Annotated in this window: 12 protein-coding genes and 1 pseudogene; 5 read left to right on the top strand and 8 right to left on the bottom strand. The window is 70.4% G+C overall.

The window, feature by feature from the left end:
- Position 1: 1 nt before the first annotated feature.
- Positions 2 to 1,063: a hypothetical protein gene (locus AWZ10_RS19215; RefSeq protein WP_060891664.1), complete on the bottom strand. Its 1,062-nt coding sequence runs from the start codon at positions 1,061 to 1,063 to the stop codon at positions 2 to 4.
- A 309-nt stretch (positions 1,064 to 1,372) separates the two neighbouring features.
- Here AWZ10_RS19215 and AWZ10_RS19210 point away from each other — a divergent pair, with 309 nt between their 5' ends.
- Together AWZ10_RS19210 and AWZ10_RS19205 are read left to right on the top strand one after the other, a co-directional pair.
- A complete protein-coding gene (locus tag AWZ10_RS19210) occupies positions 1,373 to 3,922 on the top strand; it encodes a M14 family zinc carboxypeptidase (RefSeq protein WP_079104401.1) in 2,550 nt (849 codons plus the stop codon).
- A gap of 45 nt (positions 3,923 to 3,967) precedes the next feature.
- The gene (locus AWZ10_RS19205) at positions 3,968 to 5,146 is read left to right on the top strand and encodes a serine hydrolase domain-containing protein (RefSeq protein ID WP_060891663.1); all 1,179 of its coding nucleotides are present in this window, start codon (positions 3,968 to 3,970) and stop codon (positions 5,144 to 5,146) included.
- A 170-nt stretch (positions 5,147 to 5,316) separates the two neighbouring features.
- On the opposite strand, the gene AWZ10_RS19200 is transcribed toward AWZ10_RS19205, so the two are convergent.
- A complete protein-coding gene (locus AWZ10_RS19200; RefSeq protein WP_060891662.1) occupies positions 5,317 to 6,339 on the bottom strand; it encodes an NADP-dependent oxidoreductase in 1,023 nt (340 codons plus the stop codon).
- A gap of 126 nt (positions 6,340 to 6,465) precedes the next feature.
- On the opposite strand from AWZ10_RS19200, the gene AWZ10_RS19195 reads away from it, so the two are divergent.
- The 3 genes from AWZ10_RS19195 (at position 6,466) to AWZ10_RS19185 (ending at position 8,353) form a co-directional block, all read left to right on the top strand.
- Positions 6,466 to 6,903, top strand: a complete 438-nt coding sequence (locus AWZ10_RS19195; RefSeq protein WP_046706581.1) for a MarR family winged helix-turn-helix transcriptional regulator — start codon at positions 6,466 to 6,468, stop codon at positions 6,901 to 6,903.
- Positions 6,904 to 6,973: 70 nt separating this feature from the next.
- Entirely contained in the window at positions 6,974 to 7,435 is a 462-nt protein-coding gene (locus tag AWZ10_RS19190; protein ID WP_060891661.1) for a GNAT family N-acetyltransferase, read from the top strand.
- 66 nt (positions 7,436 to 7,501) lie between these two features.
- Positions 7,502 to 8,353 (top strand): alpha/beta fold hydrolase, encoded by an 852-nt coding sequence (locus AWZ10_RS19185; protein WP_060891660.1) that lies wholly within the window; start codon positions 7,502 to 7,504, stop codon positions 8,351 to 8,353.
- 76 nt (positions 8,354 to 8,429) lie between these two features.
- Here the strand turns inward: AWZ10_RS19185 and yjfF are convergent, their stop codons facing one another.
- The 6 genes and pseudogenes from yjfF to AWZ10_RS19155 form a co-directional block, all read right to left on the bottom strand.
- Positions 8,430 to 9,464: a galactofuranose ABC transporter, permease protein YjfF gene (gene yjfF / locus AWZ10_RS19180; RefSeq protein ID WP_046706578.1), complete on the bottom strand. Its 1,035-nt coding sequence runs from the start codon at positions 9,462 to 9,464 to the stop codon at positions 8,430 to 8,432.
- Positions 9,464 to 10,600, bottom strand: a complete 1,137-nt coding sequence (locus tag AWZ10_RS19175) for an ABC transporter permease (RefSeq protein WP_060891659.1) — start codon at positions 10,598 to 10,600, stop codon at positions 9,464 to 9,466. The genes yjfF and AWZ10_RS19175 overlap by 1 nt, the downstream gene beginning before the upstream one ends.
- The gene (locus tag AWZ10_RS19170; protein WP_046706576.1) at positions 10,597 to 12,129 is read right to left on the bottom strand and encodes a sugar ABC transporter ATP-binding protein; all 1,533 of its coding nucleotides are present in this window, start codon (positions 12,127 to 12,129) and stop codon (positions 10,597 to 10,599) included. Before AWZ10_RS19170 ends, AWZ10_RS19175 begins: the two co-directional genes overlap by 4 nt.
- A 249-nt stretch (positions 12,130 to 12,378) precedes the next feature.
- Positions 12,379 to 13,392 (bottom strand): substrate-binding domain-containing protein, encoded by a 1,014-nt coding sequence (locus tag AWZ10_RS19165; RefSeq protein WP_046706575.1) that lies wholly within the window; start codon positions 13,390 to 13,392, stop codon positions 12,379 to 12,381.
- A gap of 142 nt (positions 13,393 to 13,534) precedes the next feature.
- Entirely contained in the window at positions 13,535 to 14,581 is a 1,047-nt protein-coding gene (locus AWZ10_RS19160) for a LacI family DNA-binding transcriptional regulator (protein ID WP_046706582.1), read from the bottom strand.
- 406 nt (positions 14,582 to 14,987) lie between these two features.
- Positions 14,988 to 15,465, bottom strand: a pseudogene (locus tag AWZ10_RS19155) (hypothetical protein); the annotation flags it as partial.

The raw sequence follows: 15,465 nt of genomic DNA, 5'->3' as shown, positions 1-15,465 counted from the left end.
TTCAGCTCTTAGGTAACGCGGCCAGGCACCGGCGAAGCTCCTCCAGCGGGTACGGGGTCTGCCTGCTCTCGTCCCCCAGGCGGCGGAAGAAGGCCGCCATCACCGTGGCGAGCGGGGCGTACCGGGTGATCATCGCTGCGGCCGTGTCCGGGATGCCGGTGGGGCACTCGCCCTGGGCATACGCGCGTATCCGGGCCCCGCGCTCGTCCCGGTCGTAGTCGTACAGGTCCTTGAGCAGCCAGTTCACCAGATGACTGAGGGCGTAGCAGCGGTCGTAGCCGCGGTGGCGGTCGAAGAAGGCGGTCTCCCGCGGGGCGAGGTCGAAGCGGGAGGAGAGGGCGAGGCCGTAGTCCGTGAAGTAGAGGCGGTCGCCGTCGGTCAGGATGTTCTGGAAGTGCGCGTCGAAGTGGAGCAGGCCCCGGCTGTTCATGAACGAGATGCCGGCGGTCAGTTCACGCTCCACCAGGGCGCAGGCCCGGTCGGCGGGCCCGGCGCCGGCGGTCGTCTGTTCGCCGAGCCACTCGTGGAGGTTTTGCGGGATGTACTCCAGGAACAGCGCGACGCTCGCGGAGGAGTCGCGGCGGGCCTCGACGCGCCTGCGTATGCCGGGGCCGCCTCCCCAGTAGGCGACGGCGCGTTCGATGTCGGCCAGTTCCCCGGGGAGGGGCGTGGAGTCAGGCACCACCCGCCAGTGGTACATGAGCGGGAAGCCGTCGTACTCCCCCGCGAGCGCCCAGTTCGTCGTCATCGTGTGGACGGCGAGTTCCCGCCAGGCGCCGAAGCCGGGGCTGCCGACGGCGCCGATGCCGTACTGGCAGAAGGGCGGGAGCCCGAAGAGGTTCGCCGTGGAGTGGATGTTCTCCGGTCGCCGCTCAAGGTCGGTGAGGGGCACCCGCTTCACGAAGACCGGGGTTCCGCCGACCTCCAGCAGCGCCGACTTCCCGCCGATGCCGGAGCCGATCGGGGTGGCCGTGTCGAGGAGCCGGTGCAGGGAGGGGTCGCTGTGCAGGGCCAGGGCGGTGGAGGCCGCGCCGTGGGCGGCCAGGCGCGCTTCGCGTGACATGTCGGGAGGGTTCACTCCCGATGCGTAGCACCTCGACGGGTTCCGGCAGCGGACAAGGTGGGCGAGGGGGACGAAGTGGGGGCGAAGTGGGGGCGAAGCAGGGGCCGATGGGGAGCGATCGAGGCGGTCGTGGTTCCTGCGCCCTCTTGTTGCCCGGGAGTCGAACAGGTAGACCACCTGTGGTCGACCACCCGCAGTAGACACACGCCGTAGACACTCGCAGTCAACACCCGCAGTCCGCACCCGCAGTCATGACCGCGGTCGACACCCGCACCGGCACGTCCGAGGAACCCCACTCCAGGAGGTAGCGTGCGTCCGCCGAGACCCGGCCCGAGATCCGCACTGTTCAGCGTTGCCGCCGTCACCGTCACCGCAGGGTCGCTCCTGATCGCCCCGCACCCTGCGGGCGCCGACCCGAAGCCTCCGGTCCGCGAGGGCTCCGCACTGCCGCAGGGCGCCGCCCAGGCTCCCGCGAGTGCGGCCCGGCGGGCCCTCACCGCACCGGTCGCCGACCTCGCCGACACGGCCGGTTCCGGCCGCGGTTACCCCCGCGAGCAGGTCCTGTCCCCCGACCCGGAGAACCCGGCCGACAAGTCCCTCAAGCTCGGCCTCACCCCCTACCACGCCATCGCCCCGAAGCTGAACGCCCTCCAGGGGCTCGGCGACCGGGTGAGCGTGGAGATCGCCGGGCGGTCGGCCGGCGGTCACCGGCTCTACCTCGTCACCGTCACCGCCCCGGAGACCGCACGCCAGGCCCGCGACCAGGCCCGTATGCGTGAACTCATCGCGGAATCACCGCAGTCGGCGGCCAAGGACCGTGCCGTCAAGAAGTCGTACAAGACGCCCGCCTTCTTCAACAACAACATCCACGGCAACGAGTGGGAGGGCACGGACGCGTCCCTGAAGCTCATCGAGCGGCTGGCGACGGCGACCGACGGCCGGACCAGGGATCTGCTCGCCCACTCCCGGCTGTACTTCAACATCACCGCCAACCCGGACGGCCGGATCGCGGGGACCCGCACAAACGCCAATGGCTTTGACATGAACCGGGACTTCGTCACCGCGTCGCAGCCAGAGGTGCGGGCGATGCGGCAGATCCAGATCGACAAGCAGCCGGCCGTGCTGCTCGACCTGCACGGCTACGTCAACGGCACGCTCATCGAGCCGACCACTCCCCCGCACGGTGAGAACTACGAGTACGACCTCTTCCTCAAGAACACCTACGCCAACGCCCTCGGCATGGAGTCCGCCGTCAACGGCCTCGGCTACACGCCCGGGAAGGACGGCGTCGAGCCGGCCCAGATCCCGTTCCGCGACTCGGAGGAGGGCTGGGACGACTGGCCGCCCGTCTTCACCCCGCAGTACGCGGCCTTCCACGGCACGGTCGCCGCGCACACCGTGGAGATCCCGCTCCAGGTGAACAACGCGGCGTACGAATCGCTGCCGGTCGACGAGCTGCGCCGCCGGTCCGCCGTCAACGTGGACGTGGCCGGCGCGGCCCTGCGCGCGACCCTCGACTTCGTGCGGGAGAAGCGGGCCTCGCTCATCGCCGACCAGATCGAGGTCTTCCGGCGCGGTGCCGCGGGCGCCGCCCAGGTCCCGGTCTCCGAGGAGACCGTCCCCGGGGTGCCCGGCATCGGTCCCGAGGACGTCTACACGACCGAGTTCCCGCGCGCGTACGTCATCCCGGCGGGCGGCGTCCAGCGGTCCGCGACGGCCGCCGCGCGGCTCGTCGACCATCTGCTCGCCAACGACGTACGCGTGACGCGCGCGACGCACTCCTTCCGGCTCGGCGGGCGGTCGTACGCGAAGGGTTCGTACGTCGTCGACATGCGCCAGCCCAAGCGCGGCCTGGCCAACGTGCTGCTCGCCGACGGGCGGGACATCAGCGACAAGGTCTCGGTGATGTACGACATCTCCGGCTGGAGTCTGGGGAGGTTGTGGGGCGCGAGCGTGGTGGGCGTCGAGAGCGGTCGCCTGTCGGCCGTCCCCACCCGCCCGGTGCGGGCGGCGGCCCGCGTCGGCCACGTCGCCCCGCGCGGGGATCTGCGCCTCCGGCTGGACTCCCCGCAGGAGATCGCCGCTCTCAACTCCCTTCTCAGGGACGGGGTTGCGGTGCGGCAGGCGGCCGACGGCAGCGCGCTCGTGCCGTCCTCGGCGCGGCGGAAGGCCGAGGCGCTCGCCCGGTCGTACGACGTGGCCTTCGACGCGACCAGGACCGTCCGGGGCACGCCCCTGCAGCGGGTCCGCGTCGCCGCGGCCGTCACGGCGGGAGAGCTGTTGGCGCTGAGGGAGATGAACTTCGAGGTGGTCCCGGTGTCGACAGCGATGTTGAACGGGGGCTTCGACTGGTCGAAGGCCGATGTGCTGTTCGTGTCGTCCGGACTGTCGTACGGCGGGTTGAACGCGACCGCCCGTACGGCCCTCACCGGGTTCCTCTCCGGCCACGGACTGGTCGGCCGGGGCGCGGCCGGCGCGGCGCTCGCCACGGCCACCGGCCGGCTGAAGGCGACGGCGGTGCAGGGCAACGGGGACGCCAACGGCGTGGTGCGCGTGGTGAATTCGGGCGGCGCGGTGACCGGCGGCGCGCCGGACCACAGCTTCGTCTACGCGCCCGTATGGTTCACCGATCTCGGCGCCGGCGTCACCGTGGAGCAGTCGTACGGCACCGGGAACCCGCTGGTCTCCGGGCACTGGCGGCCGCTGGACGACGGCACCGGCGGCCCGGCAGCGGCGGCGGGCAGGGCGTCCGTGGTCAGCGGCCCGCACGCGGTCCTGTTCGGCACGGAGCCCCTCTTCCGTGACCATCCCAAGGGGGAATTTCCGCAGGTGGGACGGGCGTTGCTGACAGTGTCCTGACCCAGCGGGCCACCCATCACGGCCGATCGTCCAGACAGGAGTGCGATGACGCAGCAGACAGGAGGGGCCACCGTCCACGGCACGGTCGCCGAGGGCTTCGAGGCGGTGCGCGAGGAGTTCGCCGTGTTCGTGGCCGGTGAACGAGGCGACTACGAGGGGCAGTTGACCGCGTATGTGCACGGGCGGCGGGTCGTCGACCTGTGGGCGGGCTCCGAGGAGGAGGCGGAGACGGGCGGCGACACGCTGCACGGCCTGTTCTCCTCCACCAAGGGCGCCGCCCATCTCGTCGTCGCGCTCCTCGTCCAGGACGGCGTACTGGACCTGGACCGTGAAGTCGCCCACTACTGGCCGGAGTTCGCGGCCGAGGGCAAGGGTGCGCTGACCCTGCGGGAGCTGCTCGCGCACCGGGCGGGGCTCGTCGGCACCGACGCCGGGTTCACTCTGGAGGAGCTGGCGGACGACCGCGTCATCGCCGAACGCCTCGCCGTCCAGCGCCCGTTCTGGCGTCCGGGCAGCGCCTTCGGCTACCACGCGCTCGTCATCGGGGCGCTCACCGGAGAGGTCGTACGGCGGGTGACGGGCCGCACGCTCCAGGAGGTGTACGAGGAGCGGATCCGTGCCCCCTACGGCCTCGACCTCTTCCTGGGGCTGCCGGCCGGGCACGAGCCCCGTTTCCGGACCGTGCTGCCGATGACGCCCACGCCCGCGCAGCAGGCCGAGCTGGACGCGGTACCGCGTGGCCCGCACACACTGGCGTCGATCGCGTTCAACTCCCAGGTGCCGGAGCCGGGAGAGCTGACGGACTTCCCCAACGCCCGTGTCGTGCGGGCGAACGGGCAGTCGTCGGCGGGCGGTGTCGGCTCCGCGCGCGGGCTCGCCACGATGTACGCGGCGGCCGTCAGCACGGTGGACGGCCGGCCGCCGCTGCTCAAGCCCGACATCGTCGGCGAGATCGGTCAGATCCACTCCGTCGGTCACGACCTCGTGGCCCGTGCGTTCAGGGCGTTCGGTCTCGGCTTCCAGGCGACCGCGGAGAACCTCTACCCGTTCCTCGGCGCCGGCACCTTCGGCCACAGCGGCGCCGGCGGCTCCCAGGCATTCGCCGACCCCCGCAGCGGCCTCGCCTACGGCTACACCCGGCGCCGCATGGCCTTCCCGGGCGGGGCGGCACCGGAGAACACGGGGCTGGTGCGGGCGGTGCACACGGCGGCGCTGGCGCTCTGAGGGCCGCACGGCCGCTCCCACGCACGCGCGCTCCCGTGCACACGGTCCCGTACGGCTTGTCCCGAAACGGCCCGCCCCGCACACACGAACGGAGTCCGCACCCCACGTCCAGGGATGCGGACTCCGCCATGTGCAACGAACGTGAGCGGGCGTTCGTCACGGGGGTGGGGTCAGAGCTTGACGATCATCTTGCCGGTGTTGTCGCCGCGCAGGACGCCGAGGAAGGCCTCCAGGTTGTTCTCGATGCCCTCGACGACGGTCTCGCGGTACTTGAGCTCGCCGGAGGCGACCCAGGGGCCGACCTCCTGGACGAACTGGGACTGGAAGTCGTAGTGGTCGCCGACGAGGAGGCCCTCGACGCGGAGCCGGTTCTGCAGGATCTTGACCATGTTGCGCGGGCCCGGGGTCGGCTCGGTCGAGTTGTACTGGGAGATCATGCCGCAGATCACGGCCCGGCCCCGCAGGTTGAGCGCACCGATCGCGGCCTCCAGGTGCTCGCCGCCGACGTTGTCGAAGTAGACGTCGATGCCGTCGGGGGCGGCGGCCTTGAGCTGCTCCCAGACCGGGCCGTTCTTGTAGTTGAAGGCGGCGTCGAAGCCGTACTCCTCGACGAGGAGCTTGACCTTGTCGTCGGAGCCGGCGGAGCCGATGACGCGAGAGGCGCCCTTGAGCTTGGCGATCTGGCCGACCTGGCTGCCGACGGCACCGGCGGCGCCGGAGACGAACACGGCGTCGCCCTCCTTGAAGGCGCCGACCCGCAGCAGGCCCGCGTAGGCGGTGAGGCCGGTCATGCCGAGGACGCCGAGGTAGGTGGAGAGCGGCGCGGCGTCCGGGTCGACCTTCACGGCCTGCTTGGCGTCGAACGTGGCGTACTCGCGCCAGCCACCGAAGTGCAGCACGTGGTCGCCGACGGCGATGCCCTCGGCCGACGAGGCGACGACCTCGCCCACGGCACCGCCCTGCATGACCTTGCCCAGCTCGAACGGGGCGACGTACGACTTCGCGTCGCTCATGCGGCCACGCATGTACGGGTCCACGGAGAGGTACTTGTTCCGTACGAGGACCTCACCCGCGCCGGGCTGCCGGATCTCCGCCTCGACCAGGGCGAAGTCCTCGCCCTTGGGCCAGCCGACGGGGCGGCTCAGCAGGTGCCATTCACGGCTGGTGGCGGGGAGGGCGGGGGTCTCGGACATGGGGGTGGACCTTCCTGCGGGTGCGTGATGCATGCGGTGGCGCATACCGTGCGGTTACTTCACTACCTGAAACAACCATGCTCTTTAATATTTCATGTTGTCAAGTAAAGAGGTAGCCTCGAACCCATGCCCACGCAGAGGACGACCCCCCGCATCGACCCGCTGACCATGGAGGTCGTCGAACTCATCGGCACGGTGGTGGCCCGCTACCACGAGGAGTACGAGGACGCCGCCGCGGAACACACGCTCACCGGCGCCCAGGCCCGCCTCCTCGGCCTCCTTTCCCTGGAACCGCTCCCCATGCGCCGTCTCGCCCAGAAACTCCGCTGCGAACCGTCGAACGTGACGGGGATCGTGGACCGGCTGGAGGCTCGAGGGCTGGTCGAGCGCCGCCCCGACCCGAGCGACCGCCGGGTGAAGCTGGCGGCCGCCACGGCGGAGGGACGGCGGGTGGCCGGCAGCCTCCGGAACTCCCTGGACTTCGCCCGGGAGCCGCTGGCGGGGCTGAGCACCGCCGAGCGGGAGGCGTTGCGGGATCTGCTGCGGCGGATGGTGGCGGCGTAGAGGACGCGGAGGCCGGCCCAGGCACGCCCAGGCCCGCCGAGGACGAGCCCGGCCCGATATCGTGTAATGCATGTCTACCCAGAACGACCCTTACGAGTTGAGCGTGGGTGTGCCCTCGGTCGAGGTCTTCCGTCGTCTGCGTACCGACGCCGGCCTGTCGGACAAGGCCCCCGAAGCGGTCGCGCAGGCCCTGCCCCACACGTGGCACGGGGTGATACTCCGGCACGCGGGGCAGCCCATCGGCATGGGGCGTGTCATCGGTGACGGCGGTACCGCGTTCCAGATCGTCGACATCTGCGTCCACCCCGCCCACCAGGGCCGCGGCCTCGGCAAGCGCATCATGGCCGCGCTCACCGAGGAACTGGAGCGCCGGGCGCCCGCCACCGCGTACGTCTCCCTGATCGCGGACGGCCCCGCCCGCTTCCTCTACGAGAAGTTCGGCTTCGCCGACACCGCCACGCACGACTCGATCGGCATGTACCGGGTGATGGACGGGAGTTCCGGACGCGATGGGGCACGGGCGCAGCCGTAGAGAGGGCGGGGCGGGCAAGGCGAATCGCGGTTGCTCCGACGCTCGGGGGCTGTGAGGGTCTGCCCCATGGCCACCTTTCGCGCACCCGACGGCACCCTCCTCGCCCACCGCACGTTCGGGGACGGTCCGCCCCTGGTCTGTCTGCCCGGCGGCCCCATGCGCGCCTCCGCCTATCTAGGGGATCTCGGCGGACTGTCCGCGCACCGGCGGCTGGTGATGCCGGATCTTCGGGGCACCGGGGAGTCGGCGGTTCCGGAGGACACCGGCTCCTACCGCTGCGACCGGCTCGTCGGGGATGTGGAGGCGCTGCGGGAGGACCTGGGCGTCGAGCGGGTCGATCTGCTCGCGCACTGTGCCGGGGCGAATGTGGCGGCGGCCTATGTGCGGGCGTATCCGGAACGGGTCGCCGGGCTCGCGCTCGTCACGCCCAGTCCGATCGGCGTAGGGATCACGGTCGGGATCGAGGACCGGCTCGCGGTCGCCCGGCTGCGCGAGGGCGAGCCATGGTTCGGGGAGGCCTTCGCGGCATTGGAGGAGGTCGCGGCGGGACGGGGCACGGAACGGCACTGGGCGGCCGTCGCGCCCTTCCTGCACGGGCGCCTGGACGAGGCCGCCCAGGCCCTCGACGCCGCCGACGCCGAGCAGCGCAATCCCGAGGCCGCGGCCGTCTTCGGGAGTGAGGGGGCCTTCGACCCGGAGGGTACGCGCGCCGCGTTCCGGCGGTTCGGGGCGCCCGTGCTCGTGCTCGCCGGGGAGGTCGACCTCAACTCGCCGCCCGACGCGATGGGCGAGTACGCCGCGCTGTTCCCGGGGGGCGCCGAGTTCGTCGTACAGCCGGGAGCCGGGCATCATCCGTGGCTGGACGACGGCGACCGGTTCGTGGAGAGCGTCGCGAAGTTCCTGGACCGGGAGAACTGAGAGAGGGGACGCTCGCCCCGCAAGGGCGAGCGTCCCCTCCCGCTCAGGTCTCACTCAGGTCCTGCTCAGGTCCCGGTCAGGTCTTCTTCCGTGCCGTCATCGCCCGCTGGATCAGGATGAACGCGCACAGCAGCACACCCGTGGCGATCTTCGTCCACCAGGAGCTGAGGGTGCCCTCGAACTGGATGATGCTCTTGATGAGGCCCAGGACGAGGACGCCGAACAGGGTGCCGAGGACATAGCCGGAGCCGCCCGTGAGGAGCGTGCCGCCGATGACGGTCGCGGCGATCGCGTCGAGTTCCATGCCGACGGCGTGCAGCGGGTCACCGGACTGGATGTACAGCATGAACAGCAGGCCGGCCAAGGCCGAGCAGAAGCCGCTCACCGTGTACACGGCGATCTTGGTGCCGCCCTGCGGGAGACCCATCAGCATGGCTGACTGCTCGCTGCCGCCGATGGCGTACACCCGGCGTCCGAAGCGGGTGTAGTGCAGCACGTAGAACGCGATGCCGATGACGACCAGGGCCGCGATCGCACCGATCGACAGCTCCCCCAGGCCGAGCGGCACCCGCGTCTGGGCCAGACTGCTCACCGAGGAGTCGCTGATCGCGATCGACTCCTTGCTGATGACCAGGCACAGGCCGCGGAAGAGGAAGAGCCCGGCGAGGGTCACGATGAACGGCTGGATCTCGAAGTTCTGGATCACGTAGCCCATCAGGAAGCCGCCGAACGCTCCGACGGCCAGGGCGAGGAGGACGGCGAGCGGCAGCGGCACCCCCTGGCGCTCCACCAGCCAGGCCGTGAACATCGTCGTGAAGCCGATCACCGAGCCGACGGACAGGTCGATGCCGCCGGACAGGATGACGAAGGTGACACCGACGGCGGCCACCAGCAGGTAGCCGTTGTCGATGAAGAGGTTGAGGAAGACCTGCGGTTCGCCGAACCCGTAGTTCTGGTAGCGGCTCAGGCCCGTGACGTACATCGCGAGGAAGAGCGCGGCGGTCACCAGGACGGGCAGGCGCCGGTCGGCCAGGAGCGCCGAGACCTTGGACGTGGCCGTCGGTGCCGTACCGCTGTCCTGGGCCGGTGGGGTCTTGGTGGTCGCGGTCATCACGACACCTCCATCTTCGGGGCAGCCTCGGCGGGCGTCGTGGCGGTCTTCGCCGGGGCCGCGGGCGACGTGCCGCCGCCGGTCGCGCCGGGCTTGGAGCCGAACCGGGCGCCGAAGACCTTCGCGCGGAACTTCGGGGACTGGAGCAGGCAGACGACGATGACGACGGCGGCCTTGAAGACCAGGTTGGTCTGGGTGGGCACGCCGATCGTGTAGATCGTCGTGGTGAGGGTCTGGATGACCAGGGCGCCGACGACCGTGCCGCCGATGGAGAACCGGCCGCCCAGCAGCGAGGTGCCGCCGATCACCACGGCGAGGATCGCGTCCAGCTCGATCCACAGGCCGGCGTTGTTGCCGTCGGCGGCCGAGGTGTTGGAGCTGATCATCAGGCCCGCGATGCCCGCGCACAGGGCGCAGAAGACGTACACCATGATCTTGATGCGGAGGGACCGGATGCCGACGAGGCGGCTGGCCTCGGCGTTGCCGCCGACCGACTCCACGAGCAGGCCGAGGGCCGTCCTGCGGGTCAGGGCCACGGTGACGGCGACGACCGCCGCGACGACGAAGATGGAGAAGGGCAGCGTCAGCCAGTAGCCGCCGCCGATCAGCTTGTACGGCTCGCTGTTGATGGTGATGATCTGACCGTCGGTGATCAGCTGGGCCACGCCTCGGCCGGCGACCATGATGATGAGGGTCGCGATGATGGGCTGGATGCCCATCCTGGCCACCAGGAAGCCGTTCCACAGGCCGCAGACCACCGCCGCCACCAGGCCGATGCCCATGGCCAGGAACACCCCGGCCAGCGCGTTCTGGTCGGCCTGGTCGCTGATGTACGAACAGGTCAGGGCGCCGGTGATGGCGACGACCGCGCCGACGGAGAGGTCGATGCCGCCGGTGGCGATGACCAGGGTCATGCCGACCGCCACCAGGATCAGCGGCGAGCCGAAGAGCACGATCGAGACGAGGCTGCCGTAGAGGTGGCCGTCCGTCATCCTGATCGAGAAGAAGTCGGGGGTGAAGGGGACGTTGACGAGCAGCAGGGCTACCAGGACCGCGACGGGCCAGAACAGGTGGTGGTGCGTCAGCGCTCGCCAGCGGGACGTCGTGGCTGTCGTGGCCGCGGGTGGGGTGCTCACTGGTGTTCTCCGCTCGCGATGGTCTCCAGGATCCTGCTGGTGGTGATCTCCGGCCCGTTGGTGAGCTTCGCCACCAGCTTGCGGTCGCGCAGCACGCCGATGGTGTGGCTGAGGCGGAGGACCTCCTCCAGCTCGGCCGCGATGTAGAGCACGGACATGCCGTCCTCGGAGAGGGACACCACGAGCTTCTGGATCTCGGCCTTGGCGCCGACGTCGATGCCCCGGGTGGGCTCGTCGAGGATCAGCAGCTTCGGCTGGGTGATCAGCCAGCGGGCGAGCAGCACCTTCTGCTGGTTGCCACCGCTGAGCTGGCCGACGCGGGCCTCGGGGTTGGCGGGCCGGATGTCGAGCGCCTTGATGTACTTGGCGACGAGTTCGTCGCGCTGGGCGGCCGGGATGGGCCGGGTCCAGCCGCGGGACGCCTGGAGGGCCAGGATGATGTTCTCCCGGACCGTCAGATCGGGGACGAGGCCCTCGGTCTTGCGGTTCTCCGAGCAGAACGCGACCCCGGCGCCGATGGCGTCGTTCGGGGCGTTCATCGGGATCTGCTTGCCGCCCACGGTGACCTTGCCGCTGTCGGGCTGGTCGGCGCCGAAGAGCAGCCGGGCGAGTTCGGTGCGGCCCGAGCCGAGCAGACCGGCGAGGCCCACGACCTCGCCCTTCTTGATGTCCAGGTCGAAGGGGGCGATGCCGCCCGTGCGGCCGAGGCCGTCCGCGTGCAGCAGGGTCTCGCCGACGTCGGCGTGCAGCTGCTGCTCGTGGAGCTCCTCGAGCTGGTCCAGATCCTTGCCGATCATCAGCTGGATCAGGCCGACCTGGTCGAGTTCGCTGACCATGTGCTCGCCGACGAGGGTGCCGTTGCGCAGGACGGTCATGCGGTCGCAGATCTCGTAGATCTGGTCGAGGAAGTGGGAGACGAAGAGGATCGCGACACCCTCGTCCTTCAACCGCCGCATCAGACGGAAGAGTTCGAGGACCTCGTCGCGGTCGAGGCTGGACGTCGGCTCGTCGAGGACGAGGACCTTGGTGCCCTTCCCCTCCTCACCGCCGGTGCCCACCGACCGTACGATCGCGACCAGTTGCTGCACGGCCAGCGGGTACGAGGACAGCGGTGCCGTCACGTCGATGTCGAGGCCGAGCCGGTCGACCAGCTCCGCGGCCTCCTTGCGCAGCCGCTTCCACTGGATGCGGCCGAAGCGGGTCGGTTCGCGGCCGATGAAGATGTTCTCCGCCACCGACAGGTTGGGGCAGAGGTTGACCTCCTGGTAGACCGTGTTGATCCCGGCCTGCTGCGCCTGCAGCGGGCTGGCGAACCGCACGGACTCGCCGTCGAGGGTGATCGCGCCGCCGTCCAGGGTGTAGACCCCGGTCAGCACCTTGATCAGGGTGGACTTGCCGGCGCCGTTCTCGCCCATCAGGGCGTGTATCTCGCCGGGGAAGAGCCGGAAGTCGACGCCCGACAGAGCCCTTACGCCCGGGAACTCTTTGACTATGCCCGTCATCTCCAGGACGGGCCGCGGCTCTGCCATAAGTCTCCTAGCGAGGACCACCGGCTTTGCCCGGTGGGGGAATTCACTTATCTGGGCTGTGTTACGTACGTCCCGCCCCAAAAGGGGTCGGTTCGGGCTGGACCGCAACCTTCGTCGGGTTGGAAGCCCTCACATGGGGCGGAGTCACGGCAGCGCCCCTCGTGCGAGGGAATCGCCGCAGGCCCGCAGGGGCCCGGCCGACCGAGGTCTCGGCCGGCCGGAGGCTCCCTGACCGGTGGGTGTGGTGGGTCAGTACTTGCGGGTGGGGAGGGCGTCCTTGGCCTGGTCCTGCATGAAGTCGCTCTCCTTGGTCTTGATCCAGCGATCGACCGTCTCGCCGTCCTTGACCTTCTGCACGACCTCCATCAGCTGGGGGCCGAGCAGCGGGTTGCACTCGACGATGGCGTTGATCTTGCCCTCGGACATGGCGATGAAGCCGTCCTTCACGCCGTCGACCGTGACGATCAGGATGTCCTTGCCGGGCTTCTTGCCGGCCGCCTCGATGGCCTGGATGGCACCGATACCCATGTCGTCGTTGTGCGCGAACAGCACGTCGATGTCCGGGTTGGACTGCAGGAAGGCCGCCATGACCTGCTTGCCGCCGGCGCGGGTGAACTCACCGGTCTGGCTGACGACGATCTCCCAGTCGTCCTTGTGCTCGGCGTCCATGACCTCCTTGAAGCCCTTGGCGCGCTCGATCGCGGGGGCGGCACCGGTGGTGCCCTCCAGCTGCGCGATCTTCACCTTGCCCTTGTGGCCGGCCTTCTCCAGGACCTTCTCCAGGATCTTGGCGGCGCGGCGGCCCTCGTCCGTGAAGTCGGAGCCGACCAGGGTGACGAACAGGGACTCGTCGGAGGTCTCGACGGAGCGGTCGGTCAGGACGACCGGGATCTTCTTGGCCTTGGCCTCCTTCAGCACCGCGTCCCAGCCGGTGACGACCACCGGCGAGAAGGCGATGACGTCCACGCCCTGGGTGATGTAGCTGCGGATGGCGGAGATCTGGTTCTCCTGCTTCTGCTGGGCGTCGGAGAACTTGAGCGTGTAGCCCGCCTCCTTGGCCGCCGACTTCACCGAGTCGGTGTTGGCGCTGCGCCAGCCGCTCTCCGAGCCGACCTGGGAGAAGCCGAGGGTGATCTTCTTGCTGCCACCTTCGCCGCCGGAGCCGGAGGTACCGGTGGAGCTGTCCTCCTTGGCGCAGGCCGTCAGACCCGTCGCGGCCACCACGCCGACCGCCGCGGTGAGGAAGTTACGTCTGTTGAGCATGTCTTCTCCTTTGAAGAGCCGATCCGAGGACGGACCGTTGGTACTCGTGGTGGACCGGCCGCACTGCGTCCAACCTGTCGATCATTGTTCGAAATGTCGGCCATACTGAGAGAGGGAAAGCGTTCGGTTGTTCGATGCCGCGTCAGCCCGGCGGGGCCCCCGGTGGCGGCAGGTACGGGAAGGTGCTGGCGCGGACGACGAGTTGGGGCTCTATGGCGATCCGGGACGGCCCGGCAGGGGTCCGGCCCTCGATCAGGTCGAGCAGCAGGGCGATGCTCCGCTGGCCCACCGTGGCGAAGTCCTGCCGGACGGTGGTGAGCGGCGGGGCGAAGAACTCCGACTCCGGGATGTCGTCGAAGCCGGCCACCGCGACGTCCTGGGGCGTGCGTACGCCCGCTTCCCGCAGCGCGCGCAACACCCCCAGCGCCATCTGGTCGTTGGCGACGAACACGGCGGTCAGACCGCGGCCCACCCAGCCGGCCAGTTCCTGGCCCGCCCGGTAGCCCGACAGCGGGCTCCAGTCCCCGCGCAGCGGCTGCGGCGGCTCGATGCCCGCCTCTTCGAGGGTGGCCCGCCAGCCGACGGTCCGGTCCGCCGCCTCCTGCCAGTCCTCGGGACCGGCGAGGTGCCAGACCCTGCGGTGCCCCGCGGCGAGCAGATGACCGGTGGCCAGCCGCGCGCCCAGTTCCTGGTCCACGTTGACGCTGGGGATCTCCGAACCGGAGCCCGTGCCCACGGCCACCACCGGGAAGGGGTGGCGCAGTTCGGCGAGGGCCGCGACCGCCGACCGTTGCGGGGCGAGGGCGATCACACCCTCCACACCGCCGTCGCTGAGGCGGTCGACGGCCTCGGAGAGCGTCTCCACGGTCAGTTCTCGCAGACTGACCGTCGAGACGAGGTACCCCTCGGCGCGGGCCGCCTCCTCCAGCGCGAACAGCGTGCTGGCCGGCCCGTAGAGCGTGGTGTTGGAGGCGACCACGCCCAGCGTCTGGGTGCGCCGGGTCACCAGGGCCCGTGCGGAGGAGTTGCGACGGTAGCCCATCTCCTCGATCGCGCGCTGCACCCTGGCCCGGGTCTCGTTCCTCACGTTGGGGTGGTCCCCCAGGACGCGGGAGACGGTCTGGTGGGAGACACCGGCCTGGCGGGCCACGTCGGCCATGGTGGGCGGCCGGAGCTGCGAGTGGGTCACGGCCACACCTCCTCGGCGGTCGACAGTGGACAGGTTCTGTACTGCGGGTAAGTCCTGTGGTGGCGATGGATCCCTCGCCACGGACGGGCCTTGTGCGGCGGGCGGATGGTTCCGCGCCGTCGGCTTCACGCCGCGATTCCGGAAAGCCCCAGGTCAGCCGCTGGTAAAGCGAGTTGGGGCGCTGTTGGCACGACGCTCGTACCTCCTCGGATGCCCTGGGGCGTCGACTGATGAATGCGGAGGTCATTGTGAGCGCTAACAATTCATGGCGGTCAAGAGGGCTGCGTCAGGGAAGGCGTCACGGTTGAATAACGCGGCGGCCGGCGCGGGTCGGCCAAAGCGGCCCGGGACACGGCCAAGCCCCCGGGCGCGAACCTGACCCGGGGGCTTCGACCTGCGGTTATCGCTACGCGCACCACCACAGGAACTGCTTGCACGTCGCCGAGGGAGTGGGCACCGGGGCGGGGTCGTCCTCGGTCGGCTCGGTGGTCGGGGTGTCGGTGTCCTCGGGGTCGGAGGTCGGGTTCTGCGCCGAAGGAGGCGGGCTCGCCGTCGCGTTGGACGCCGAGCGGTCCCTGGACTTGTCGGCGTCCTCGGCGTCCTCGGCGTCCTCGGACTTCTCGGACTCCGAGGCGGACGGGGAGGCCGACTTGTCCGGCTTCTTCCCGTCCTTGCCGGCGTCGGCGGAGTCGTCCGAGCCGCCGCCGGCCCGCTCGCCGTCGTCCGCCGCAGCCGTCGGGGAGGCGTCGGAGACATCGTCCACGGAGGCCGCGCGCGGCTCCGCCGGCGGTGCCTCCATGCCGAGTTCGGCGAGACTCAGTCCGCCCACGGCGAGCAGCAGACCGGCCCCGACCATGACCACCCGCCGGCGTCGGCGCCGGTGC

The sequence above is a fragment of the Streptomyces europaeiscabiei genome (assembly GCF_001550375.1).
Lineage (GTDB): Bacteria > Actinomycetota > Actinomycetes > Streptomycetales > Streptomycetaceae > Streptomyces > Streptomyces europaeiscabiei.
This window is presented reverse-complemented; position numbering and strand designations above follow the sequence as displayed.